Source organism: Bradyrhizobium sp. (genome assembly GCF_035484855.1).
GTDB lineage: Bacteria > Pseudomonadota > Alphaproteobacteria > Rhizobiales > Xanthobacteraceae > Bradyrhizobium.
The window spans coordinates 1-24351 of the sequence record NZ_DATHOP010000265.1; the positions used below are offsets into that span (position 1 = coordinate 1).

The 24351-nt window shown below is 64.0% G+C and carries 20 protein-coding genes; 7 read left to right on the forward strand and 13 right to left on the reverse strand.

Annotation, left to right across the window (positions count from 1 at the left end; genetic code table 11):
* Positions 1-42: 42 nt before the first annotated feature.
* Together VK804_RS29800 and VK804_RS29805 are read left to right on the forward strand one after the other, a co-directional pair.
* Entirely contained in the window at positions 43-1641 is a 1599-nt protein-coding gene (locus VK804_RS29800; protein ID WP_325751867.1) for an NAD(P)/FAD-dependent oxidoreductase, read from the forward strand.
* An 11-nt stretch (positions 1642-1652) separates the two neighbouring features.
* Positions 1653-1955, forward strand: a complete 303-nt coding sequence (locus tag VK804_RS29805) for a putative quinol monooxygenase (protein ID WP_325751868.1) — start codon at positions 1653-1655, stop codon at positions 1953-1955.
* Positions 1956-2029: 74 nt separating this feature from the next.
* Here the strand turns inward: VK804_RS29805 and VK804_RS29810 are convergent, their stop codons facing one another.
* Positions 2030-2404, reverse strand: a complete 375-nt coding sequence (locus VK804_RS29810; protein ID WP_325751869.1) for a DUF4189 domain-containing protein — start codon at positions 2402-2404, stop codon at positions 2030-2032.
* A 331-nt stretch (positions 2405-2735) separates the two neighbouring features.
* Here VK804_RS29810 and VK804_RS29815 point away from each other — a divergent pair, with 331 nt between their 5' ends.
* A complete protein-coding gene (locus VK804_RS29815) occupies positions 2736-3632 on the forward strand; it encodes a 50S ribosomal protein L11 methyltransferase (RefSeq protein ID WP_325751870.1) in 897 nt (298 codons plus the stop codon).
* A 3-nt stretch (positions 3633-3635) separates the two neighbouring features.
* Here the strand turns inward: VK804_RS29815 and VK804_RS29820 are convergent, their stop codons facing one another.
* Positions 3636-3821 carry a hypothetical protein gene (locus tag VK804_RS29820; protein WP_325751871.1) on the reverse strand — a complete coding sequence of 62 codons (186 nt, stop codon included), beginning with the start codon at positions 3819-3821 and terminating at the stop codon, positions 3636-3638.
* Positions 3822-4010: 189 nt separating this feature from the next.
* On the opposite strand from VK804_RS29820, the gene VK804_RS29825 reads away from it, so the two are divergent.
* On the forward strand, positions 4011-5840 hold the full coding sequence (locus VK804_RS29825) for an aminopeptidase P family protein (RefSeq protein WP_325751872.1): 1830 nt from the start codon (positions 4011-4013) through the stop codon (positions 5838-5840).
* Between the two features lie 891 nt (positions 5841-6731).
* On the opposite strand, the gene VK804_RS29830 is transcribed toward VK804_RS29825, so the two are convergent.
* Positions 6732-7166: a hypothetical protein gene (locus VK804_RS29830; RefSeq protein WP_325751873.1), complete on the reverse strand. Its 435-nt coding sequence runs from the start codon at positions 7164-7166 to the stop codon at positions 6732-6734.
* Between the two features lie 288 nt (positions 7167-7454).
* Here VK804_RS29830 and VK804_RS29835 point away from each other — a divergent pair, with 288 nt between their 5' ends.
* The gene (locus VK804_RS29835) at positions 7455-8564 is read left to right on the forward strand and encodes a catalase family peroxidase (protein ID WP_325751874.1); all 1110 of its coding nucleotides are present in this window, start codon (positions 7455-7457) and stop codon (positions 8562-8564) included.
* Positions 8561-9094: a cytochrome b gene (locus tag VK804_RS29840; protein ID WP_325751875.1), complete on the forward strand. Its 534-nt coding sequence runs from the start codon at positions 8561-8563 to the stop codon at positions 9092-9094. Before VK804_RS29835 ends, VK804_RS29840 begins: the two co-directional genes overlap by 4 nt.
* A 200-nt stretch (positions 9095-9294) precedes the next feature.
* On the opposite strand, the gene VK804_RS29845 is transcribed toward VK804_RS29840, so the two are convergent.
* From VK804_RS29845 to VK804_RS29855, 3 genes are all read right to left on the reverse strand, one after another.
* Entirely contained in the window at positions 9295-10281 is a 987-nt protein-coding gene (locus VK804_RS29845; RefSeq protein ID WP_325751876.1) for an ABC transporter substrate-binding protein, read from the reverse strand.
* A 323-nt stretch (positions 10282-10604) separates the two neighbouring features.
* Positions 10605-11558: an NADP-dependent oxidoreductase gene (locus VK804_RS29850; protein ID WP_325751877.1), complete on the reverse strand. Its 954-nt coding sequence runs from the start codon at positions 11556-11558 to the stop codon at positions 10605-10607.
* A 318-nt stretch (positions 11559-11876) separates the two neighbouring features.
* Positions 11877-13370 carry a winged helix-turn-helix domain-containing protein gene (locus tag VK804_RS29855; RefSeq protein WP_325751878.1) on the reverse strand — a complete coding sequence of 498 codons (1494 nt, stop codon included), beginning with the start codon at positions 13368-13370 and terminating at the stop codon, positions 11877-11879.
* A gap of 90 nt (positions 13371-13460) precedes the next feature.
* Here VK804_RS29855 and VK804_RS29860 point away from each other — a divergent pair, with 90 nt between their 5' ends.
* On the forward strand, positions 13461-13628 hold the full coding sequence (locus VK804_RS29860) for a hypothetical protein (protein WP_325751879.1): 168 nt from the start codon (positions 13461-13463) through the stop codon (positions 13626-13628).
* An 11-nt stretch (positions 13629-13639) separates the two neighbouring features.
* Here VK804_RS29860 and ligA read toward each other — a convergent pair whose 3' ends face one another.
* The 7 genes from ligA to VK804_RS29895 form a co-directional block, all read right to left on the reverse strand.
* Positions 13640-15787: an NAD-dependent DNA ligase LigA gene (ligA, locus tag VK804_RS29865; RefSeq protein ID WP_325751880.1), complete on the reverse strand. Its 2148-nt coding sequence runs from the start codon at positions 15785-15787 to the stop codon at positions 13640-13642.
* A 201-nt stretch (positions 15788-15988) separates the two neighbouring features.
* On the reverse strand, positions 15989-17662 hold the full coding sequence (gene recN / locus VK804_RS29870; protein ID WP_325751881.1) for a DNA repair protein RecN: 1674 nt from the start codon (positions 17660-17662) through the stop codon (positions 15989-15991).
* Between the two features lie 9 nt (positions 17663-17671).
* Positions 17672-18589: an outer membrane protein assembly factor BamD gene (locus VK804_RS29875; RefSeq protein WP_325751882.1), complete on the reverse strand. Its 918-nt coding sequence runs from the start codon at positions 18587-18589 to the stop codon at positions 17672-17674.
* Between the two features lie 313 nt (positions 18590-18902).
* Positions 18903-19862 carry a UDP-3-O-acyl-N-acetylglucosamine deacetylase gene (gene lpxC / locus VK804_RS29880; protein ID WP_325751883.1) on the reverse strand — a complete coding sequence of 320 codons (960 nt, stop codon included), beginning with the start codon at positions 19860-19862 and terminating at the stop codon, positions 18903-18905.
* A 350-nt stretch (positions 19863-20212) separates the two neighbouring features.
* Entirely contained in the window at positions 20213-22003 is a 1791-nt protein-coding gene (ftsZ, locus tag VK804_RS29885; RefSeq protein ID WP_325751884.1) for a cell division protein FtsZ, read from the reverse strand.
* Between the two features lie 87 nt (positions 22004-22090).
* Entirely contained in the window at positions 22091-23413 is a 1323-nt protein-coding gene (ftsA, locus tag VK804_RS29890) for a cell division protein FtsA (protein WP_325751885.1), read from the reverse strand.
* Positions 23410-24315: a cell division protein FtsQ/DivIB gene (locus tag VK804_RS29895; RefSeq protein WP_414642866.1), complete on the reverse strand. Its 906-nt coding sequence runs from the start codon at positions 24313-24315 to the stop codon at positions 23410-23412. Before VK804_RS29895 ends, ftsA begins: the two co-directional genes overlap by 4 nt.
* Positions 24316-24351: the final 36 nt, after the last annotated feature.

Consider the following 24351-nt stretch of genomic DNA (forward strand, 5'->3'; position numbering starts at 1 on the left):
GGATCAAGTCCGAGGGCATGCTTTTTTCCGGATCATGCTCTGATGTCCGATCTCGACGTCATCGTCATCGGTGCGGGTCATAACGGGCTGACCTGCGCCGCCTATCTCGGCATGGCCGGGTTACGGGTGCGGGTTTTTGAGCGCCGCGACATCGTCGGCGGCGCTTGCGTCACGGAAGAGTTTCATCCCGGCTTTCGCAACTCGACGGCGGCTTACACCGTCAGCCTGTTGCAGCCGAAGGTCATTGCTGATCTCAAGCTTCACGACCACGGTCTGCGCATCGTCGAGCGCCGTGCGCAGAATTTCCTGCCGCTGCCCGATGGCCGTTATCTGCTGTCGGGCGAGGGACGGACCGAGCGCGAGATCGCCAAGTTCAGCGCCAAAGATGCCGCGCGTTATCCGCAGTATCAGGCGGAGATCGGCCGCGTCGCCAACGTGCTGCGTGGTCTCATGCTCAGCGCGCCGCCGGATCTGTCGTGGGGCAAGGGCGGTATTGGCGCGTTGCGCGGCCTTGGCAAGTTCGCCGCGCTCGGCAAGCGGCTTTGGCAGGACGACAGCCTCCGCACCGCGCTTCGTCTCGCCCGCCGATCCGCCGGCGACATTCTCGACGGCTGGTTCGAGTCCGATCCGATCAAGGCGCTGCTCGGCTTCGACGCGGTCGTCGGCAACCTGGCGAGCCCGTACACCGAAGGCTCCGGCTATGTGCTGCTGCATCACCTGCTTGGCGAGGTGAACGGCAAGCGCGGCGTGTGGGGCCATGCCATCGGCGGCATGGGCGCGATCACGCAGGCGATGGCGCGCGCCGCCCGCGACCATGGCGCGGGAATCGAAACCGAAGCCGGCGTGCGTGAGGTGATCATCGAGCGCGGCCGCGCGGTCGGCGTCATCCTCGACAATGGCGAGACCGTCCGTGCACGATATGTCGCCTCCGGCGTCAATCCGAAACTGCTCTATACGCGACTGGTGCCGGCGGGCGCGCTGCCGGCGGACTTTCTCGATCGTATCCGGAACTGGCGCAACGGCTCCGGCACCTTCCGGATGAACGTCGCATTGAGCGCATTGCCCTCGTTCACCGCGCTGCCCGGCGACGGCGATCACCTCACCTCTGGCATCATCCTGGCGCCCAGCCTGCCCTATATGGATCGCGCGTGGCTCGATGCGCGCGCGCGGGGCTGGAGCCGCGAACCCGTGGTCGAGGTGCTGATCCCCTCGACGCTCGACGACACGCTGGCGCCGCCCGGCCAGCATGTCGCAAGCCTGTTCTGCCAGCACGTCGCGCCGCAACTACCCGACGGCAAATCATGGGATGACCATCGCGAGGAGGTCGCCGATCTCATGATCGCGACCGTGGACAACTACGCGCCGGGTTTTGGGTCAAGCGTGATCGGCCGGCAGATACTGTCGCCGCTCGATCTGGAACGGCAGTTCGGCCTGCTCGGCGGCGATATTTTTCACGGCGCGCTGACGCTGAACCAGTTGTTTTCCGCGCGCCCGATGCTCGGCCACGCCGATTATCGCGGGCCCCTGAAGGGCCTCTACCATTGCGGCAGCGGCGCGCATCCCGGCGGCGGCGTCACCGGCGCCCCCGGCCACAACGCCGCGCGCGTGATCCTGCGGGACCATCGCGCGCTGTTCGCATGAGGGAGACAACCATGGAGCTGGTCATTTTTGCCCGCTTCCACGCGCTCGAGGGGCAGGAAGAAGCAGTCGCCGAAGCGCTGCGCGAGGTCAGCGGCCCGACCCAGGCCGAGCAAGGCTGTCTGTTCCAGAAGGCCTATCGCTCGATCCGCGATGTCAGGCTGTTCTTCGTCCACTCCCGCTGGATCGACGAAGCGGCGTTCGACCTCCACGCCAAATTACCCCACACCGTCCGCTTCGTCGCCAAGGTACAGGCGCTGATCGACCATCCGATGGATGTCAATCGCACCCAGGCGCTGGACGCGGCGATGCTTTAGCGCCCCGTCCGGAATGTTGACAAGCCGGTGGACAGGCTGTGGAGAACCGGTTGATGACGCAGTGGAGAGGCCGGCTACTTGGCCGACCCGTCGCACCAGAGGTCGCGGGGTCCGATCACGCATTTGTCCTGACGCGTCGGACCGGCGGTGTCGCGGCAGTTGGACAACGCCTGCTCCTTGGCCATCCTCGAATTGCGGGCCATGGCCCAGCCGAAGCCCGGCGTCCCGTTTTCGGGATCGAGCGATTGGGCGACGCATTGATTCTCGAAGGTGGCGACGACCTTGCAGAGGGCTTTCGATGTCGACGAGGCGTTCGGCAAACCTTTGCAGCCTTCCAGTGCTTTCTGCTTGGCAGCCTCCGCGCTGCTGGCGTTGACATAGGTAAAGATCGCGACGCCGTCCTTGGCAATTTCCGCCGGCTCGCCGACCGCGACGGCACCCGCGGCCATGCAACGGCCACTTCCCGCCAGACCTATTGCAAGCGCGGTTACACCGACCGCCATCCAGTAACGCATGTGCTTCCCCCCTCATAAGCTCAAGGATATGCGGGCTTACCCCCGCGAATGTTACCATCGATGCGAAGAGGTCCCAAGGGCGGGAAGCGTCCCGCCGGCGCAAATCGTGCGGCAAGGATGGTCTGGATAGCAATGCAGTCCGGGTTGAGAACCCCTCGGATAGACACGGTATGTTTCGGTGTATAAGCCTGTGAACAACCCTTGCGCCTGATGTTGACAGGTTGTGGGACACACTCCCGCATACGCCAATTCCCCGAACCTCCCGATGACCGCCACCCTCACCCCGGCCACCCACCGCGCCAGTCTTGCGATCGGCAGCGAACGGAACGCCAGGCGCGTGGTCGATCTCATGACCGAGAGCTTTTTCGAGGCCCAAGCGGTGATCGCAGCCTTCGAGGGGCCCGGCGGGCGCTGGCACATCACCGTGCATTTTGCCGAGCCGCCGGATCAAACCTCGATCCGCGAATTGGTCGGCATCGCCGCCGGCGATGAGGTCGCCCAAGCCATCGCCTTCGACACGGTCGAGGCCAGGGACTGGGTCAGGACGACGCTGGACCAACTGGTTCCGGTCCGCGCCGGGCGCTTCACGGTGCATGGCCGGCATGACCGCGCGAAGGTTGCGCCCAACCAGCTCGGCATCGAGATCGAGGCGGCGCTGGCGTTCGGCACCGGCCACCACGGCACGACGCGGGGCTGCCTCGAGCTGCTCGATGACGTGCTCAAGGCCTATCGGCCGCGCCGGGTGCTCGATCTCGGCACCGGCACCGGCGTGCTCGCCATCGCCGCCGCCAAGGCGCTGCGGATCGGGCTGTTGGCGAGCGATATCGATCCGCTCTCGGTCAGGGTGGCCCGCGACAATGCGCGGCTCAACGGGGTGGGAGATCTGGTCACGACCATCCGCGCCACCGGATTCTCGGCGCCGCAATTTGCGCGACGCGGCCCGTTCGATCTGGTGCTGGCGAATATCCTCGCCAATCCGCTGCGGCAAATGGCAACGCCGATGGCGAAGCATCTGGCGCCGTCGGCGCTGGTCATTCTATCGGGGCTATTGCCGCCGCAGGCTCAGAGCGTGATCGCCGCCCATCGCAGCCGCGGACTTGTCTTGGAGCGGCACATTCAGGTCGAAGGCTGGAGCAGCCTGTTGATGCGTCACGTGGATTGAATGCTATTTCGCGCGCTTCGCCTCGCGCCGGGCGATGACGCTTTTCTCCTTGCGCGACGAGCGCCTGACGCGCGCCACGACGAAACGGTCCAGAATTTGAACGATCACACCGCGTTGCTTTTTTACGATAGGAGGAAGCGGGCCGCTGCGGACCGGCGGCGAGATTTTCTCAAACGTAAATGCAGGCATTGTGGTTCCCCTCGTCTTTGAGTTGAAACACCCCTGGATTTCCTCTTGGTAAGGTATCAACGGCTCGCGATAGCAATCCGTTCCAGCCCGTCTAACGCAGGTGCAGCAATTCAAGCACAGCTTGGGCCGAATGGGAAGGATTTATGACGCATTGCGGAATTTTCCACGCAATTCTAGGATGTTTGCGCGATGTTCGAAGCCCTTTTCCAGACATTCGAGGAACCGGAAACCGGCGTGGCGCTGACCGCGCGGCTGTCGGCCTTCCGCGAGGAACTGGCGCGGCGGAATCTGACCGGATTCGTGGTCCCCCGCGCCGACCAGCAGCAGAACGAATATGTCCCGCCCTCCGACGAACGGCTCGCCTGGCTGACCGGTTTTACCGGCTCCGCCGGCCAGGCCATCGTGCTGATGCAGGCCGCCGCCGTATTCGTCGACGGCCGCTACACGCTGCAGGCGGCCAAGCAGGTCGACACCAAGGCCTGGAGCGTCGAGCCGCTGGCCGATCCGCCGCCAGAAAGCTGGCTGGCGAAGCATCTCGCCGCCGGCGACCGCCTCGGCTTCGATCCCTGGCTGCATACTTCTGCTTCCGCCGAGCGGCTGACCGCTGCCTGCGCCAAGGCGGGCGCGGAACTGGTCGCGGTCGACTCTAACCCGCTGGATTCGGTATGGACCGAGCGCCCGCCGCCGCCGCTTGGCCCGGTGTCGGTGCACGGCCCGCAATTTGCGGGCGAGGCGGAAGCGCAGAAGATCCAGCAGATTCGCACCGAGGTGACAAAGCTCGGCGCCGAGACGCTGGTGCTGTCGGATTCGCATGCGGTGGCCTGGACCTTCAATATCCGCGGCGCCGACGTCGCGCATACGCCCTTGCCGTTGTCCTATGCGCTGGTGCCGAAGGACGGCCGGCCGACCGTGTTCATCGACCACCGCAAGCTCTCGAACAGCGCCCGCGACCATCTCGAGCAATCGGCCGATGTTGCCGAGCCGGACGCGCTGGCGCCAAAATTGACCGAGCTCGCGCAACGCGGCGCCGTGATCGCGCTCGATGCCGCCACCGCCGCCGACGCCTTGAGCCGGATGATAGCGGCCGCCGGCGGCAAGCCGCTGCGCGGCAGCGATCCCGTCACCCTGCTCAAGGCGGTCAAGAACAAGACCGAGATCGAGGGCGCGCGCGCCGCGCACCGCCGCGACGCTGTGGCGCTGGCGCGCTTCCTCGCCTGGATCGACCGCGAGGCGCCCGCAGGCCACCTCACCGAGATCGACGCCGTCGAGGCGCTGGAGACGTTTCGGCGCGACACCGGCGCGCTGAAGGACGTCTCGTTCCCGACCATTGCCGGCACCGGTCCGAACGGCGCCATCGTGCATTATCGCGTCACCCGCAAGAGCAACCGCCGGATTTCGCCAGGCGATCTGCTGCTGATCGACTCCGGCGCGCAATACGAAGACGGCACCACCGACGTCACCCGCACCATCGCGATCGGCGCGCCTACTTTGGAAATGCAGGACCGCTTCACCCGCGTGCTGCGCGGCCATATCGCGATCGCGCGCGCGCTGTTCCCCGACGGCACCACCGGCGCGCAGCTCGACAGCCTGGCGCGGCAATATCTCTGGCAGGCCGGCATCGATTTCGAGCACGGCACCGGCCACGGCGTCGGCAGCTATCTCTCGGTGCATGAGGGACCGGCGCGGATCTCGAAGCTCGGCGCCACGCCGCTCCGGCGCGGCATGATCCTGTCGAACGAGCCCGGCTACTACAAGACGGACGCCTTCGGCATCCGGATCGAGAATCTGGAGCTGGTGGTCGGCGCCGAGATTCCGGGAGCGGAGAAGCCCGTAAACGCCTTCGAGACGCTGACGCTCACTCCGATCGACCGCCGGCTGGTCGATCTCAGCATGCTGAGCGGCGATGAACTCGCCTGGCTCAACGATTATCACGAGCGCGTCCGCCACGCGGTGCGCCCGCATGTCGACGAGGCGACGAAGGTGTGGCTCGACGCCGCGACGGCGCCATTGTCGCTTTGATATCGGACGGCCGTCGCTGCACGAACAACCTCCGTCCGTCATACCCCGCGAAAGCGGGGTATCCAGTACGCCGCGGCTTCTCGATTCAATCACAAGCGTCTCTGGAATACTGGATCACCCGCTTAAAGCAGGTGATGATAGCTCAGGTTGTCATTGCGAGCGCCAGCGAAGCAATCCATGGCGCAGCAAAGTGGAGAGATGGATTGCTTCGCTGGCGCTCGCAATGACGGTGAGACACACCTTCGCGTTCTCGCCGCACGATTTTTTGCGCGAGGTATTCTTTTATTCCCGCCCTTTGCAAACAAAGGGCGCAGGGAATGCCGGGCGCTCGATGCACCCGCAGCCTCGCGTACGATAAAAAACAAAGTACACGAGCGTAGTCACCACAGGTCACACCGGAATCACCCGGCATTCCCCACACAATGGTTTTAACGGCTGCTCCGTGCTCGCCCCGGTGCGCCGGGCTTGTTGGCCACCGTCGCCTCGAGAAGTCGCCTTCGCGAAACTTGACACCAGCGTCGGGGTGCCAGGCCCACACGTCTTGTCCGTCCGCCTCCGGCGCCTCCGTCAGAGACACCATCAGCGTCCATCGCATCCCGCCCCGCGTTGATGACGTTGCGCAACGCCCCTTTTGGTGGGGCGGGATGAATGGCATATAGGATATTCCGAATATTCGGTAAATAGGAATATTTTTTCGGGACAGGCTTGACAAGCGGGTCGAACAAAGACGTTACGACGTTGGTGATTTGCCCGTCGAGGCAGCGAGGGGCCGGTCGTGGCGCCTCACATCAGTGCGTGAAGCAATCAATTTGACGTCGACGGATGTCCGCCACGTTCAATATCGGCGGCTTCCCGCCGAACGAGCGCGAGGCCCGACAACCTGCGCGCGACCTAAAAGTTGGTTGCCATTGGAGCGAACAGAGTCAAAAAAACGAAGGCGCTCTGCGGTGACATCGCGGTGATGCTGTAAACGCCGTTGGTCAATATGGCTTTCGGCACAAGGCTCAAGCTTTGACTGAAAATTGGCGCTTTGACGGTCAGGCTATAGGCGGTGTGTCCGGGGCCGATCGCCGTCAGCGTTAGGTGAGTCTGAAAGGAAAGACTGTTATTTTCGTCGCCTTCCGGACCGGCGAAGCTCGAGCCGGAAAAGAAGGCGGGTTCGTGAGATGTCGCGCGCGTGAATTGCAGGGGCCCCAGTGCCGCAATCTCCTGACCGTTTGGGGAAAACAGATTGGCGACACACTGAGCCGTCACCTGGGTATCTCCCGGCACCGGCGCCGGAAGGGCGTTCGCGGCCTTGAACAAAGCGTCCAGAGGGTTTGCCATCTCACACCCCTTTGCTTCCAACCCGGCCGTGATATTCGCGCTTTTCCGTCCTTCTTACAAGAACAATTCTACCACACGTTGAAGAGCGATGCAGCCGTCGGAAACAAAGGCGCCACCATAAATAAAAATTTAGAGATCGCGCGCTTGCGCCGGTGAATTGCAATTCTCAGTTCCTGCCTCGTGCGCAGAGCGCCGAATGATGGCGTGCCAATTTCTGCTGAGCACAACCATTCTGAGCAAACTGGCATTGGGGGCCAGTGGGACACGGACGGTCAGCGAGGCCGCGTTATGAAGCCATTCTGGTTTGGAGCGGGTTCAGTAAGCAATGCCGGAGTGCTCGTCCGGCTGGGCGCGATCGGCGCGGTATTGCTGGGCGTGGCCGGAGCGTTCGCCTATGTGGGCGGCTGGCTGTCGCCGGCACGGCTGACCCAGGACCGAATGATGGCCGCATTCCAGGACGCCAACGGCCCTCATCCCGGATTCCGTCGCAACCATGCGAAGGGAGTTTGCGTCACCGGGTGGTTCGAGAGCAACGGCGAGGCAGCGGCACTTTCGAAAGCCGCTGTGTTCAGGCCCGGACGTGTCCCGGTCGTAGGCCGCTTCGCGCTCGCCGGCGGCATGCCCTTTCAGCCCGATCAGCCTGCGACAGTGCGCAGCATGGCGCTACGCTTCCTGCCGCCCGGTGGCGAGGAATGGCGCACCGGCATGAACAACATCCCGGTTTTCCCGGTGAATTCGGCGCGCGACTTTTACGATCAATTGCTCGCCGCCAGCCCCGATCCAGCGACCGGAAAGCCTGATCCGGCCAAAATGAAGGCATTCCTGGCTGCCCATCCGGAAGCAGCGCGGGCGCTGGCGTTGATCAAGCAACGCCAGGTGACCTCCGGGTTTGCAAACTCCACCTTCAACAGCCTCGATGCCTTCCGCTTCGTCAACGCAGCCGGCGCTTCAGTCCCGGTTCGCTGGTCCACGGTGCCGGTGCAACCCTCTTCGGCTGACCGCGCGGGACCATCGGCGGAAGCAGACCCCAACTACCTGTTCGATGACCTGGTCGACCAAATCGCGGAGCATCCGCTGCAATGGCGGCTGATGGTAACGATCGGCGGGGTTGATGACCCGACCAACGACGCCACGCTGCCCTGGCCCGCCGACCGCCGACAGGTCGACGCCGGGACGGTGACCATCGATCACGCATCGGGTGAGGACGGCGGGCCTTGCACCGACGTCAACTACGATCCCCTGGTGCTGCCGTCCGGCATCGAGCCGTCCGACGACCCATTGCTGAGTGCCCGCTCGGCGGCCTATGCGCGCTCCTTCACGCTGCGTGCCGGAGAGGAGCATGAGAAGCCGCCCAGCGCGGTCACCACGCAGGAAGTGCAGGCAGGAGGCAAGTCATGAGCACCCAGGCACGCTTCCCGGCTGCGTCCCGGCTTCTGCACTGGCTGATGGCGCCGATGATCGTGGCGATGTTCTTCATCGGCGTCGGCATGGCCGCTACGCTCTCCCCACGCTACGAGCTCCTGGTTGCGATCCACCGGCCGCTTGGAATAGCCATCTTCGTGTTGTGCGTGATCCGTCTCGTCAACCGGTTCATCAACCCGCCGCCGGCGTTGCCCGATACGATTCCGTCCCTGCAGCAGTTCGCCGCCAAGGCGTCGTACATCCTGCTGTATGCCCTGATGTTCATCATGCCGCTGGTCGGCTGGGGCATGCTGTCGGCGGCGCGCTATCCGATCGTGCTCTACGGGCCGCTGCAGTTGCCGCCGATCCTGCCGCATGATTTGACGCTCTATGCGTGGCTCCGCGAGCTGCATACTTACCTTGCCTACCTGTTCTTCGCGACCTTCCTCGTGCATTTCGGGGCGGCGCTTTTCCACGGCCTGATCCGGCGCGATGGCGTGCTCGAGAGCATGGCGTCGTGGCGGTGAGCCGCCGGCCGCCTCGTCTGGCGAGCCATTAAGGCCAGATTTTATACGCCTGCGAGGCACGCCCGTTGTGGGTCAAGACCGGTCCTGACGGCTCCGAAATCCGATTTCAGCTCCACCGCCGAAAGCGGACTCAAGCGAGAGATCGCGCGAGGTCCGCTTCGTGCCAGGAACGGACTCATGCGCCGCAGGAAGTGGCATCGTCATTCGATCACTTCGTCGGCCCGGCCGAGAAGCGTGACCGGGATTTCGAGGCCGAGGACCTTCGCGGTCTGGAGATTGATCACCAACTCGAACTTTGTCGGCTGCTCGACCGGAATGTCGGCAGGCTTTGCACCACTGAGAATCTTACCAAGAAGGGGCACTATTTGGCGATGCATGGCAACGTAATCGACGCCGTAAGACATAACCCCCCCAGCTTCAACATAGCTTTTGAAGGTGAACATGGTGGGCACATGTTGTTGGATCGCGAGCCTCGCGATATCCGGCGCGCTCTTTGTGAAATGAGCGGAGGATAGAACCAGCAACATATCCGGCGAACGCGGTGCCAGGTATCGGAAAGCAGCATCGAAATCGTATGGCGGGTTTTCAAGCTTTATTCCGTTCAATTCCAGACCCAGTCTCTCTGCGGCCTGCTGGGCAGCTTTGAATTGGGCGGCGGACAGCTCATCATAAAGGGCCGTGGCTTGGGTCTTTCCTGGTAAAGCCTGCTTCAGAACTTCGAGCTGCTTTTGCGCAAGTTCTGTTGACTGAAAGACCAGTCCCGTGACATTGCCGCCGGGGTGGGAGAGACTCGATATGTAGTGACGCGCGATCGGGTCAAAGTTGATAGCGATCATTGCGATCGGAATGGTATTGGTCGCGGCAACGGCGGCTTGCAATACGGCCTCGGGTCCGTCGGCGACGAGCACGTCAACACTCGTCTGCACCAGCTCGGCAGCCAGCCTGGAAATATCGACATCCGGAACGTTGAAGTTTCGATACGCGATGGTCAAATTCTGACCTTCGATAAAGCCGAGCCGTCGTAGCTCGCTGGCAATTTCGGAGTAACTTGCGACGATCATTGGATTGTCTGGTTGGGCTCCGAGATAGCCGATCCGGACGGTCCTACCCGGCTGCTGCGCCATCGCGCCCAGTGGCCAAGCCACTGCACCACAGCCGAGAAGTGCGATGAAATCGCGACGCTTCATGCCCGCCACCAAAGGATCAGACCCTGGCAGTGTAGCTGTAAACCCAATATCCGGAAGACGTTGGGGGCAGCCCCACGAAATAAACCTGGTGATCCCCTGTGTCGGCTCCGGGTTAAGCTCGGAAATACTCCCCGGGAGCGGATGTTTTCCGCTCTATGCCTGAAAGCGGACTCAAAAGCCGGACATCGCACCATGTCCGAAACCTGCAGCGGACATAGGGCGCGCGCAGACGCAATGTCCGATCCGCGATTTGACGCGACAAAGGGAGCGGCGCCGCCCAGCTCCGACGAGCCCCCGGCCGCCCCGTCAGGCCAGCCATCGACTCACTGGTTCGTCACCACCACTTTTCCCTTGGCGCGTCCACTTTCGACGTAGTCGAGAGCATCAGCAATTTTCGCCAATGGATAGGTTCTGTCGACGATGGCCTTCAGCTTTCCCTGCTCGATGAGTTCCGCAAGCAGGGCGAGGTCGCTACCGCTTGGATGCATGAAGAGAAAGCGATAACTGACGCCAGCGCGGCGAGCCCGGGATCGGATGCCGTAGCTGATGAGCCAGAAAATGACGGAGAGAGCGCGGCGGCCGCCGAGATCCCTGATCGCGGTTTGCGGCTCCGGAACGGCGGCGACCGAAACGATGCTGGCTCCAGGCTTCATGATGTCGAACATTTCCGCCAGGGTCTTGCCGCCGATCAGGTCAAATCCCGCATCAAATCTGGCTGCCACGCTGGATATATCCTGGACCGTATAATCGATCACCTCATCAGCGCCGAGCGAGCGCACCAGCGCTTCGCCTCGCTTCGAAGCCGTTGTCGTCACATGGGCGCCCAGCCATTTGGCGATCTGGATGGCAAAAGTGCCGACCCCGCCGGCGCCGCCCGAAACGAACAATTTCTGTCCCGGTTTGAGATGGAGTTCGTCCCTCAATGCCTGCAGCGCCGTCAGTCCCGCCAGCGGTATGGCGGCCGCAGCCGTGAAATCCAGATTGCGAGGCATCTGCGCCACGTCGTCCTCGTCGACACAGGCTTGCTCGGCGAAGGCGCCGGCACGCTCCTTCGCGACCCGGGCAAACACCCGGTCACCCACGCGAAACCGTTTGACGTCGCGACCTACAGCAATGACTTCACCCGCGAGTTCGTTGCCGAGCACCAGCGGAAGTTTCGGCCGCAGGATCGCGCGCAGCTTCCCCTGCCGGAACTTGAAATCCACCGGGTTCAGGCCCGCAGCCCGTACCTGGACCAGAATATCGCGCGGCCCCGGCGCTGGTGCCGGCACATCCATCAGCTGCGAGCCTTCGGGACCGCCGTAATGCCTGAGAACGTAAGCGCGCATGAAGTCTCCGGGTTCAGGAAGGGTATCGCCACATCGACCACCGAACGCGAATTAGAAAACAATCGGGTCGTCTCCCCGTACGGTCGTTTCACATTAGAGCGGGATGACTTTTCCTCGAATCGTCATCCCGCTCTAACTTTTTGATTGAGCATGATCTATTCGGAAAACCGGTGTCCACTTTTCCGGATCATGCTCTGGTTACTATTTGGGGGCTCGCGGGTCACTTGGCGACATGGCGGGCTACGACAGCGCGACCCTGCCGCCACGTCACTGAGGAAGCCCTGCCAATCGCAGTCCTTCCAGCACTCTTCCCATCTTGTTGTTGAATGCGGCGTTTCCGATCATCGGCCCGAAATTGTTCAAGGCTGTGTTCGGCCACAGCTTCAAGTAATGGTCCAGCGCATCGCGTGCTTCCTGCTCGCGGCCGACCAAAGCATAGGCCGCGGCCAGATAGGCTGCAGCGTGCCCCGCATTGGGCGCCTCAAGCATCGCCCGCGACAACTGGTCGATGGCCTTCTGATCCTGCCCCTGCATCAGATAGATCAAGCCTATCCCCTGATCCCAGCTCCAGCGCAACCGCGAATCCGGCTCTATTCGATCGGCCTGGAGGAATTCGGCAAGCGCCTTGTCGAACTGGCCCAGCATCAGCCTGTTATATCCGATCTCCTTGTGCAGGAACGGGTACTCCGGAAAGCTCACGGCGGCTTCGCTGCATACCCTGATGGCAGCTTCGTACTGTCGCATCGCACGAAGGACATGGCACTGCGCGCCACGCACAATCTTGCTCTCAGGTGCGATACGGACGGCCTCCTGCTGCGCCAGGTCGGCTGCGTGAAGGTCGCCGGCAACGTCACTCGACCAGTGATTCAGCACGCCGGTCACAATTGCAAACGTCAGATGAGCCAGGGCAGTCGCATTATTGTGGTCGAGGTTGACAGCCCATTGCTCGAGTGCGCGGACCGCTTCATAATCCTCGCGAGAGGTCATGTTGATCTGTCCGGAAATGTGATCAAGTTTTGCGGCGGTCTCGACATTCGCCCTGGTCCGTTGCGATTGTACCGATCGCGCGAAATAGCTCCAGGTTAGAACCGCGAAACATAAAAGGCTGATGGCGGCGATGGCTGCCGCCAGCTGGCGCCGAACAGGGAAGCGGCGCTGCTCGACCGGTGCTGGCACGACCGAGGGCAGCGCTTGTGCATGTCCGTTGATCGTTTCCGTACCGGGCGCCTGCGGCGCAGGCAGCCGCCCATTGGCCTCATGCGTGTCGATGATTTCGAAGGAGCCGCTTTGAGATGGACTCGCGGCTGGCACATCCGACGGCTCCAGCCCCTCCCGCACGTCGCCGACGAAACGCACACCCTTGCGCGGCAAGGTCTTGATCAGGCGCTGCTCGGTTCCGCTGTCACCGATCGCACTGCGCACGGCATTGATGCGGGTACTCAGCGCCGATTCCGACACGATGCGGCCGCCCCAGACCTGTTCGATCATCTCGTCCCGGCTGACGACATGCTCGCGGTGACGGATCAAATATACCAGGAGGTCGAACGCCTGCGGTTCCATGGCGACGGCGGCTTCGCCACAGCGCAGCTCGCGTCGGCCCGGATCGAGAGCGTAGTTTTCAAAAACATAAAGCAATTCAAAGACTCCCGCCCCTGAACGGTCATCCGTCACGCCTTTTGGCGCGGCTTCCCTGAAAAAATAATGAACTTCATGAGCGAAAAATAAGGTGTCCTGAAGGCGCGGCACGGGGCCTTCAGGCACGCTCGGTCGCGATCCCCCGTCGCGGGCCTACTCGACGTACCGGGGAGAGCGTCGATCGTTCAAATCCCGGAAACCGGGCAGGAGGTCACAATGACCGCTATCGCGCACGCGTTGTCCCGTGCCATTCAATCGGCCGGCGAATTCGAAACGCTGAAACTTATCGCCATATTTTGCGGAGTTGGCCTTCTGCTGACGCTGGTCGGCCTGAGCCACGGCCTGGACTTCAGCATGCTGCAGGAAGCCGGCGTGTCGCCCTGATTGCCGCGGCCTCACCCCCCGACCAGCTTCAGCCACTCATCTTCCGTCAGCACCTCGACGCCGTGCTTCTTGGCTTCCGCAAGCTTCGAGCCGGCGCCGGGGCCGGCGACGACATAGTCGGTCTTCTTCGACACCGAGCCCGCGGCCTTCGCGCCGAGCCGTTCGGCCGTCGCCTTGGCTTCGTCGCGCGTCATTTTTTCCAGCGCGCCGGTGAACACCACGGTCTTGCCCGCGATCACCGAATTGCTCTTTGGCTTCTCGGTATCGAGGATGGTGACTTCTCTTGTCAGCCGCTCGACGATGCCGCGGTTGTGGCTCTCGCCGAAATAGGCCTTGATACTGGCGATCACGGTTTCGCCGATCTGGTCGATCGCGTCCATCTCGGCCATCGCTTCCTCGTCGCCGTCTGCGACCCTGAGGCAGGCGTCGTGGAACGCCTGCCATGAGCCGTAGCCGCGCGCCAGCGCCAGCGCCGTGGTCTCGCCGACATGACGCATCCCGAGCGCATAGATGAAACGCTCCAGCGCAATCCGCCGCCGCTCCTCGATCGCCGAAAACAGGTTGCGCACCGAGGTCTCGCCGTAGCCTTCGATCTCCTCCAGCTTCAGCCTGGCGTTGCGCGCCTGCAGCGTGAAGATATCGGCCGGCTCCTTGACCCAGCCTTCATCGAAGAAATATTGCAGCTGTTTCTCGCCAAGCCCGTCGATGTCGAACGCGCGGCGCGAGACGAACAGCTTCAGATGCTCGATCTTCTGGTAGGGACAGGCGAACTCGCCGCTGCAGCGGGCGCGCGAGCCCTCCTCGCCGGTGGCGGTTTCCTCGCGTATCACGTCGGTGTGCAGCGGGCACGGGCATTTCTTCGGAAAATGATACGGTTTTGCGTTGGGCGGCCGCTTGTCGAGCACGACGTCGACGACCTGCGGGATCACGTCGCCGGCGCGCTGGATGATGACGGTGTCGCCGATCCTGATATCGCGGCCGTCGCGCAATGGTTCGCCGTCGCCGCCGATGCCGCGGATGTAATCCTCGTTATGCAGCGTGACGTTCTGCACGATGACGCCGCCGACCCCGATCGGCTCCAGCTTGCCGACCGGCGTAAACGAGCCGGTGCGGCCGACCTGGATCTCGATGTCGCGCAGCACGGTCATGGCGCGCTCGGCCGGGAATTTGTGCGCGATCGCCCAGCGGGGGTTACGCGACACGAAGCCGAGCCGCTCCTGCCAGTCGAGCCGGTCGACCTTGTAGACCACGCCGTCGATGTCGTAATCGAGATGCGAGCGCTGGTCTTCGATCTGGCGATGGAACGCGATCAGCTGTTCGACCGAATGGCAGATTTTCGTCAGTGGATTGGTCTTGAAGCCGCAGCGCTCGAACCAGTGAATCATCCCGGACTGGGTATCTTCCGGCATCGCGCTCATCTGGCCCCAGGCATAGGCGAAGAAGCCCAGGGGACGCGAGGCGGTGATCGACGGGTCCTTCTGGCGCAATGAGCCCGCCGCCGAATTGCGCGGATTGACGAAGATGGTGTCGCCTGCCGCTTTCTGCCGCTCGTTCAGCGCCAGAAACCCCGTCTTGGTCATGTAGACTTCGCCGCGCACCTCGCAGATTTCGGGCACGCCCCGGCCCTTCAGTTTCTTCGGCACGTCCTCGAGCGTGCGGATATTGGCGGTGACGTCCTCGCCCTCGGCGCCGTCGCCACGAGTCGCGGCGGTGACGAGTTCGCCCGCCTCGTAGCGCAGCGACATCGACAGGCCGTCGATCTTCGGCTCGGCTGAAAAATCGATCGGCTCGTCGTCAGCGAGCTTGAGGAAGCGGCGGATGCGGCCGACGAAATCGACGACGTCCGCTTCGGCAAACGCGTTGTCGAGCGACAGCATCGGCACCGCGTGGCGGACCTTCCTGAATCTTCCCGATGGCGCCGCGCCGACCTTTTGCGATGGCGACTCACTGGAAACGAATTCCGGAAACCGCGCCTCGATCGCGTTGAAGCGTCGGCGCAGCACGTCATATTCGGCGTCCGAAATTTTCGGCGCGTCGTCCTGGTAATAGGCCTTGTCGTGCCGCTCGATCTCGAGCGTCAGCCGCTTGTGCTCGGCCCTGGCCTGCGCCTTGGTCAGGGTGGAGACGTCGGGGGCGGATATCTTTGCTGCTTTAGCCATGGCCCAATAGTTACGACGAAGATTGTTCGGAGAAAAGGCGGCGGGGCGCCAATAACCTCGCCCCGCTCTGCGCGGGGAGAGGTCGGCGCAAAGCGCCGGGTGAGGGGCGAGGCACCCTGTTCAATCCATAGAAACCTTACGCGCGGAGAGAGCCCCTCACCCCAACCCTCTCCCCGCGAAGAGCGGGGCGAGGGAGCGGACCTACGCCGTCGCCGCCTTCAGCAGTCGTTCCGCGGCCGCCCTCGCCTCCGCCGTGATCTCGGCGCCGGCCAGCATGCGGGCGATTTCCTCGCGGCGGTGGTCGGCGGCGAGCGCGTTGACACGGGTGGCGACGCGCTTGCCCTTGTCGAGCGCGTCCTTGGAGATCAGCAGATGCTGGCTGGCGCGCGCGGCGACCTGCGGCGCATGCGTCACCGCCATCACCTGCACCTTGGAGGCGAGCCGCGACAGCCGGGCCCCGATGGCGTCCGCCACCGCGCCGCCGACGCCGGTGTCGATTTCGTCGAACACCAGCGTCGGCGCCGAACCGCGATCGGACAACACCACCTTGAGCGCCAGCAGGAAGCGCGACAGCTCGCCGCCGGAGGCGACCTTCATCAGCGGCCCCGGCCTTGTGCCGGGATTGGTCTGGACCCAGAACTCGATGCGATCGAAACCCTGCGGGCCCGGCGACTGCGGATCCGACTCGATCTGCGTCGTGAAGGTGGCGCGTTCGAGCTTCAGCGGCGCCAGTTCGGCATTGACCGCCTTGTCGAGTTTTGCGGCCGATTTTTCCCGCGCGACGGACAGCTTTTTCGCAGCAGTGTTGTAGCGCTGGTCGGCCTCGACCGCCGCCGCCTCCAGCTTCTTCAACTGCTCGGCGCCGGCATCGATCAGCGCCACGTCGGCGGCGTATTTGGTGGCGAGCGCCGCCAGAGCGTCGACCGGCGTCGAGTATTTGCGCGCAGCGGCGCGCAAGGCGAACAGCCGCTCCTCGATGCGTTCGAGTTCGGCCGGGTCGAAGTCGGCGGCGACCAGCGCGGCATTGAGATGCTGGTCGGCCTCCTCCAGCGCGTTGATCGCCGCGTCGATCGCCTTCACCGCGGGCTCGACCAAAGCGGGCGAATTGCCGGCGCGGCGCTCCAAACGCCGCACGGCCGCGGACAACGCCGGAACCGGCGAATGCGCCCCGCCGACCGCTTCCTGCGCCTCGCGCAGGTCGGCTGCGATCTTCTCGCCCTGCATCATCGTGGTGCGGCGTCCGGCAAGTGCTGCCTCCTCGCCGTCAACAGGCGCAAGCTTCTTCAATTCGTCGGCGGCATGGCGCAGATAATCGGCCTCGCGCGCGGCGCGCTCCATGCCGGCGCGATGTTCTCCGAGCACGGCATTGGCGGCGCGCCGTGCGTCCCACAGCGCCTCCAGCGCTGCGACGTCCTTCTCGAGCCCTGCAAAAGCGTCGAGCAGGCGGCGGTGGGTGGAGGCGTCGACCAGCGCGCGCTCGTCATGTTGGCCGTGAATTTCGACCAGCGCGGAGCCGACCGCCTTCAGGGTCTGCACGCTGATCGCCTGGTCGTTGATGAAGGCGCGGGTGCGGCCGTCGGCCAATTGTACGCGGCGCAGGATCATCTCGCCGTCATCATCCAGCCCGTTGTCGCTGAGGATTTTTGCGGCCGGATGATTCTTCGGCACGTCGAATACCGCGGTGACCTGGCCCTGCTCGGCACCGTGGCGGACCAGCCCTTGGTCGCCGCGGCCGCCGAGCGCGAGCGCAAAGGCATCGAGCAGGATGGATTTGCCCGCGCCGGTTTCCCCGGTCAGCACCGCGAGCCCGCGCGAAAACTCGATATCGAGCCGTTCGATCAGGACGATGTCACGGATCGAAAGACGCGCCAGCATGGAAAGACCTTACCCGAGACCCAGTTTCTTGAAGGCTTTGGAGATGTAGGAGCCGGTGTTCTCGCTCGGCTCTACACCGCCCGACTTTACAAGATTATAGGCGTCCTTGTACCAGCGGCTGTCGGGAAAATTATGCCCTAGCACGGCAGCCGCGGTCTGCGCCTCGCCGACGATGCCGATCGCCATATAGGCCTCGGTCAGCCGGGCCAGCGCTTCCTCGACGTGGCGGGTGGTCTGATACTGGGTCACCACGGTCTTGAAGCGGTTGATCGCGCCGATGTAGTTGCGTTTCTGGAGATTTTCGCGGCCGATCTCCATCTCCTTGCCAGCCAGCTGGTCGCGCGCGCCTTCCAGCTTGGCCTTGGCGCTGACGGCATATTCCGAGGTCGGGTATTTGCGGACCACCTCGTTCAGCGCCGAGATCGCCTTCTCGGTGCGGCCCTGATCGCGGCTGACGTCCGGAATCTGGTCGTAATGCGAGGCCGCGATCAGATATTGCGCGTAGGCAGCATCCGGGCTTCCCGGATGCAGGGTGACGTAGCGGGTCGCAGCGCCGATGCAGCTGTCGTAGTCGCCGGCTTGATAGAAGGCGTAGGACGACATCAACAGCGACTTGCGGGCCCAGTCCGAATAGGGATGCTGGCGGTCGACTTCCTCGAATTTCTTCGACGCCGCCTTCGGGTCGTGCTTCTGGTTCATCAGGTACAAGCCCTCATTGTAGAGCTTGTCCGCGGGCTCCTCGACGAAGGTGTCGTCCTTGGCGAAGAACTTGTCCCACAAGGCGCCGGTGCCGCATCCGCTGAGCGGGACGGCGAGTCCGACCAGCGCCAGGGCCAGCCGAATTTGCCGGCCGAATCGCCTGACCGGGCCGAGGCCGCTGCCTGCCGATCCCTTGCGTTGTTCGCGCGTCATCCGCTGTGCCGACATAAGACCTAAGACCTGACGCCTGTGATGCGTTGCCCGCCGCGGCGCGTCCTGGGAGCGGTCATGGACGCAATCATTAACTGTCCCCGGAGCAAACGTTGCGGCCGAGGGCCTGTGTAGCCGAAAAAAGCCCCTCAACCAACCGGATACGCAGCCATTTCGCCCGGATTAAGGCGGCGCGGATCGCTCACGGCCGATCATGGTTACTGCAGTAAAATCGGGGTTTGGCCCTGGTACGGGGCCGAAAGTCAGGACATTTCGAAGACGAAAGTAGGACACGTCGAAGACGACGGTCAGGACATTTCGAAGACGAAAGTCAGGAAACGTCGGGGCCGTAGGCCGGGGCGATCATGGTGCCCACCATTCCGCTGCCGATTTCGGCGTGAGCGCGCGGCCGGCGGGCGTTTTCGGCCTCGATCACCCGATAGGCGCTGCGATCGGCCATCAGCGCCGTGAGCACCGCATGGTTGAGCTTGTGGCCGCCGCGGACCGAGCGATAGGCGCCGAGCAGGGGCAGACCGGCCAGCGCGAGATCGCCGATCGCATCCAGCACCTTGTGGCGGGCGCATTCGTCGCTGAAGCGCAAGCCCTCGGTGTTGAGCAGGCGGGTTTCGTCGAACACCACCGAATTCTCGAAGGAAGCGCCGAGCGCAAAACCGGCGCTCCAGAGTCGCGCCACGTCGTTCATGCAGCCAAAGGTGCGGGCTCGGCAAATCTCGCGGCGGAACCGTTCGGCGCTGAGATCGAGCGTATAACTCTGGCGGCCGATCACCGGATTGGCGAAGTCGATTTCGATCTCGGCGCGGAACCCGCTCGCATGGGGCCGCAACTCGCCGAAGGAGTCGCCGATGGCGACCTGCACCGGTTTCAGCACCTGGATGAAGCGGCGTGACGCCGACTGCGTGACGATACCGGCCTGGTCGATCGCCGCGACGAAGGCCGCAGCGCTGCCATCCATGATCGGAACTTCCGGACCATCGACTTCGATAGTGGCGTTATCGACGCCCATGCCCCGCAGTGCAGCAAGCACATGCTCGGCGGTCGAAACCAGCGGACCCTGGCGGTCGCCCAGCACGGTTGCAAATTCGGTTGATATGACGGCTTCCGCGGTGGCCTGAACCTCGCGGTCGCAACCATCGAGGCCGGTGCGGACAAAAATAAAACCTGCATCGACAGATGCAGGTCCGATTGTCAGATTGACGGGTAAACCGGAATGAACGCCGACGCCCGTCACGGTAGCCTGCGACCGAAGCGTTGTTTGCCGGCTAAATTTCATGCGAAGACCGCCCACTACCGACTCACCAAGAGACTGGAACGCCACGCTTGCGTGCCGATTCTGCTCTAAGTTTCCCCAAGTCACGGCCGACCATAGTCACTGCCCCAAAGCGCGCCAACTCACGCTTTTTTACCGATTGTTACCCAATCTCTGCCGTATTCACGCCAATGGTTGACCAAATTGCGCCACGATCGGCCGCGATTTCAGCTCCGCTATTTGATCACCGAATACATAATTAATGATTTAAAATCAGTTGCTTGCTGAGACCTCAAGAGCTTCTCGCCAGCCAAAAATAAAGGCCCCGGCGCCTTGGCCGGGACCTTTTTGCGTCGCCAAAATGGTAACAAAATTCAGTTGGCTTGCCGGCGCAGGAAGGCCGGAATATCCAAATGATCGTCGCCCTGTGGCGTTGCAGCAACAGGTGCCGGGCGACCGTGGGTGTCCAATCCTTGCGGCGCCGGCCGCCGAGCATACTCCGATACCGGCTCGTTGGCCGCAATCTGCTGGGCGACCGTGCGTGGACCCTTCCGCTCCGGCAGCGGCGGCAGCGGCGCCATCGCCGGGCCGGAGGCGCGGGCCGCGATCGGCGGCTCGGTCTCTTCGTCGCGGCGGCCGAGCCCGACATTGGCAAGCCGCTGCAGCAACGACATCCGGGTCTTCTGCGGATGCTCGTCCTCTGGCTCGCCGCGGGCCTGCCGGATTTCGTTCTGCACGGGCATCGGCAGATCCTCGAATTTCGGCATTCTCGGCGTGCGCGCCGGCGGCCGCTCGGCCGCCTGCGGGATGAAGGTTTCGGGGGTCGCGGGTTCGCTCGCCTCGGTGCGGGCGACCTCATGGTCCGGGAACAAGGTCGGCTTCTGCGCGATCGGCCGAACCGTGACATCGCCGTAGGAGGCGGGCTGCAGCGTCGGCGCGGGCTGCGGGGCGTCAGGCGCGACGGCGGCGGCGATGGCTGCAAGCGCGGCACGTTCGATGCTGCCGGAGGTCCGCTGCGGCGCTGCTGCGGGCGCCACCGGCGCAGGCGCCTGCGCGTCCAGCTTCTGGGCGCGCTCGGCGAGACGGGCATTATCGGCGCGCAGTTTCGCGGTGAGATCGGCGAGCCGGCTTTCCGGCGAGCCGGTCGAGGCCACGGCGCTGGCGAGCGGGACGGGAGGCGCGGTGTGGCGCGACAGCGTCGCCTGCTCGATGCCGGTGGCAACGACGGAGACGCGGATGATGCCATCGAGGCCCTCGTCGAAGGTGGCGCCGACGATGATGTTGGCGTCCTGATCGACTTCCTCGCGAATGCGGGTGGCGGCTTCGTCGACCTCGAACAGCGTCAAATCCTTGCCGCCGGTGATCGAGATCAGAAGACCGCGCGCGCCCTTCATCGATGAGTCGTCGATCAGCGGATTGGCAATCGCTGCTTCCGCCGCGGTCAGGGCGCGCTTGTCGCCCGAGGCCTCGCCGGTGCCCATCATCGCCTTGCCCATCTCGCGCATCACGGCGCGAACGTCGGCGAAGTCGAGATTGATCAGGCCTTCCTTGACCATCAGGTCGGTGATGCAGGCGACGCCGGAATAGAGCACCTGGTCGGCCATCGCAAAGGCGTCGGCGAAGGTGGTCTTTTCGTTGGCGACCCGGAACAGGTTCTGGTTCGGGATGATCAGGAGCGTATCGACCACCTTGTGCAGCTCGGCGATGCCGGCCTCCGCGGTGCGCATGCGGCGCTGGCCCTCGAAGTGGAACGGTTTCGTCACCACGCCGACGGTCAGGATGCCCATCTCGCGCGCGGTCTTGGCGATCACGGGAGCGGCTCCGGTGCCGGTGCCGCCACCCATGCCGGCGGTGACGAACACCATGTTGGCGCCAGAGAGATGATCGCGGATTTCGTCGAGCACCTCTTGCGCTGCGGCCGCGCCGACGTCGGGCTGCGATCCGGCGCCAAGGCCTTGCGTGACCTGGGTGCCCATCTGGATGATGCGCTGCGCCTTCGACATGGTGAGCGCCTGCGCGTCGGTATTGGCGACGACGAAATCGACACCCTGAAGGCCCGCAGTGATCATGTTGTTGACGGCATTGCCGCCAGCTCCGCCAACGCCGAACACGGTAATACGCGGCTTCAGCTCGCTGATATCAGGGGGAGTAAGATTGAGTGCCATGGTTGCCTCTCGATTACGCGCGCGTTGGTTCGCCCCGGCCGACGGCCGCGGGAGTTGGTGAAAGTCCAGGGATTGCGGAAGAGATCATCAGAAGCCCTCGCGAAGCCATCGTCCGACCTTTCCGAAATAGCCGTCAGTCCCTGTCCTGAGCTGCCGCGTATGCCGCGGTTCGACGTGTTCAAGATGAGCGTATTGCGGATAGACCAGGAGACCCGTGGGCACCGCGAAGGACGCGCTCTTGGCCTCGTTGGGCAGCCGGCCGAAGCCGAGCGGACGGCCGATCCGCACCGGGCGGCCGAGGATCTGGGTTGCAAGCTCGGGAAAGCCGGTGAGCTGCGAAGCGCCACCGCTCAGCACCACGCGGGCCTTCGGCTCGGCGGCAAAGGGGGAATCCGCAAGGCGGTCCCGGACCATCTCAAAAATCTCCTCGGCCCGCTGCCGGACGATATTGGCGATCGTGGCACGGGATACGATCTGGGGAACATCCCGCTCGCCATCGCCGGCGGTCGGCACACTCATCAGCTCGCGCGTGTCCGACCCACCGGTCAGCACGGTGCCATATAACGTCTTGATTCGCTCGGCATCCGCAATGCATGCCGAGAGGCCGCGGGCCAGATCCATGGTGATGTGGTGCCCGCCGACGGCAAATCCGCAGGCATGCACGAAGCGCCCGGCGGAATAGATCGCCATCGTGGTGGTGCCGGCGCCCATCTCGACCACGGCGGCGCCGAGGTCGGCCTCGTCGTCGGTCAGGATCGAAAGCCCCGCGACATAGGGGGCCGCGGCCATGGCCTCGACATTGAGATGGCAGCGCTCGACCACCAGCATCAGGTTCTTGGCGACGGAGGCGTCCGCCGTGACCACGTTCATGTCGACCCCGAACTGGCGGGCCACCATGCCCTTCGGATCGCGGATGCCCTTGACGCCATCGAGCGAATAGCCGACCGGCAGCGCGTGCAGCACGGTGCGGCCTTCGCCGGTGGCGTGGCGCATGCCGGTGGAGGTAACGCGGGTGACGTCGGCCGCGGTCACCGCGCCGCCCTTGATGTCGGCGGCGGCCTCGATCAATTGACCCTGCAGCCTGCCCGCCGAAACCGGCAACAGCACGGACTCGACCCGGACCTTGGCCATGCGCTCGGCCAGCGCCACCGCCTGGCGCACCGCCTGCTCGCATTCGGCGAGATCCACGACCGCGCCGGCCTTGACGCCGCGCGACTGGATCTGGCTGTAGCCGATCAACTCCACGGCATGGGTGCGGCCGCGCAGCGCATCGCTCGGCGGGCATGGCTTCAGCCGCGCGATCATGCAGGCGATCTTGCTGGTGCCGATATCGAGGGACGCCACCAGCGCGGTGCGCTTCTGCGGCATCGGGCGCGTCTTCGGGGTCTGGTTGCGATCGAGGCCGGTCATGCGTCACCGGCCTTCTTCTTTTGCAACTGCTGCTGCTTCTTGAAGGCATCCTCGCGGGCTTTGGCCGCATCGTCGGACAATTGCACCGTCAGCCGATCCGGCAGCCGCATGTCGACCGCGACGATGTCGCGCGAAAACAGTTTCTCGTCCTTGTCGAGCTTGCTCAAGGCAGCCAGCGCGTTGCCGACGTCGTTTTCCGGCAAGCGGATGTCGAGACCGTCCTTGAGCCGCAGGTTCCAGCGCCGCTCGCCGACGAAGATGGCGGCCCTGGTCACCGACTTGACCTGCGGATAGCGCGCGAGCAGCGCGAGGAAATCCTTGGCGCGGGTTTCGGCGCCCTTGCCTACCACCAGCGGCAGCGAGACGAAGCGGCGCGACAGATAGGGCTCCAGCACCGCGCCGTCGTCCGATATCACCGAGAGACGGCCATCCTGCTGCCATAGCGCGAACGCCGAGCGCTCGACGATGTCGATCTGCAGCTCGCCGGGATAGAACTTGTGCACGGTGGCGTCCGCGATCCAGGGATTGGCTTTCAGGCGGTCGCGCACGGCGGCGGCATCGAGGAACAGCAGCGAGGAGCGGCCGTTGACGCCGCCGATCGCGAGCACTTCGTCCTGGGTCAATTGCTTGCGGCCGTTGATGCCGACCGAAATGATCCGGAACCCGGCGGAATTGGCGATCGCATTGCGGGTGTCGCTCAGCGCCGAGGTCAATTCGTCGACGTGGCCGCCGCGGACGATGCCGAAGCCGGTGCTGCCCAGCAGGATCAGGACGGTCGCCGCGATCCCGGCGCGGTTCGGCAAATGCTGTTCGATCCAGCCGAGCAGCCGATGCGGCGGTTCGCGCTCGAGCGAGGGTTTTGCGGACGCGCGAGGCAAGCCCAGCCGCTCGCGCAGCAGGATGACCGCGCCGATGGCGGCGGCCTTCAGGTCAGTTTG

What these genes read in the sequence shown, in the direction of transcription:
- VK804_RS29800 (WP_325751867.1), top strand. Translation starts at nt 43, where the DNA reads ATGTCCGATCTCGACGTCATCGTCATCGGTGCGGGTCATAACGGGCTG.
- VK804_RS29805 (WP_325751868.1), top strand. Translation starts at nt 1,653, where the DNA reads ATGGAGCTGGTCATTTTTGCCCGCTTCCACGCGCTCGAGGGGCAGGAA.
- VK804_RS29810 (WP_325751869.1), bottom strand. Translation starts at nt 2,404, where the DNA reads ATGGCCGCGGGTGCCGTCGCGGTCGGCGAGCCGGCGGAAATTGCCAAG.
- VK804_RS29815 (WP_325751870.1), top strand. Translation starts at nt 2,736, where the DNA reads ATGACCGCCACCCTCACCCCGGCCACCCACCGCGCCAGTCTTGCGATC.
- VK804_RS29820 (WP_325751871.1), bottom strand. Translation starts at nt 3,821, where the DNA reads ATGCCTGCATTTACGTTTGAGAAAATCTCGCCGCCGGTCCGCAGCGGC.
- VK804_RS29825 (WP_325751872.1), top strand. Translation starts at nt 4,011, where the DNA reads ATGTTCGAAGCCCTTTTCCAGACATTCGAGGAACCGGAAACCGGCGTG.
- VK804_RS29830 (WP_325751873.1), bottom strand. Translation starts at nt 7,166, where the DNA reads ATGGCAAACCCTCTGGACGCTTTGTTCAAGGCCGCGAACGCCCTTCCG.
- VK804_RS29835 (WP_325751874.1), top strand. Translation starts at nt 7,455, where the DNA reads ATGAAGCCATTCTGGTTTGGAGCGGGTTCAGTAAGCAATGCCGGAGTG.
- VK804_RS29840 (WP_325751875.1), top strand. Translation starts at nt 8,561, where the DNA reads ATGAGCACCCAGGCACGCTTCCCGGCTGCGTCCCGGCTTCTGCACTGG.
- VK804_RS29845 (WP_325751876.1), bottom strand. Translation starts at nt 10,281, where the DNA reads ATGAAGCGTCGCGATTTCATCGCACTTCTCGGCTGTGGTGCAGTGGCT.
- VK804_RS29850 (WP_325751877.1), bottom strand. Translation starts at nt 11,558, where the DNA reads ATGGATGTGCCGGCACCAGCGCCGGGGCCGCGCGATATTCTGGTCCAG.
- VK804_RS29860 (WP_325751879.1), top strand. Translation starts at nt 13,461, where the DNA reads ATGACCGCTATCGCGCACGCGTTGTCCCGTGCCATTCAATCGGCCGGC.
- ligA (WP_325751880.1), bottom strand. Translation starts at nt 15,787, where the DNA reads ATGGCTAAAGCAGCAAAGATATCCGCCCCCGACGTCTCCACCCTGACC.
- recN (WP_325751881.1), bottom strand. Translation starts at nt 17,662, where the DNA reads ATGCTGGCGCGTCTTTCGATCCGTGACATCGTCCTGATCGAACGGCTC.
- VK804_RS29875 (WP_325751882.1), bottom strand. Translation starts at nt 18,589, where the DNA reads ATGTCGGCACAGCGGATGACGCGCGAACAACGCAAGGGATCGGCAGGC.
- lpxC (WP_325751883.1), bottom strand. Translation starts at nt 19,862, where the DNA reads ATGAAATTTAGCCGGCAAACAACGCTTCGGTCGCAGGCTACCGTGACG.
- ftsZ (WP_325751884.1), bottom strand. Translation starts at nt 22,003, where the DNA reads ATGGCACTCAATCTTACTCCCCCTGATATCAGCGAGCTGAAGCCGCGT.
- ftsA (WP_325751885.1), bottom strand. Translation starts at nt 23,413, where the DNA reads ATGACCGGCCTCGATCGCAACCAGACCCCGAAGACGCGCCCGATGCCG.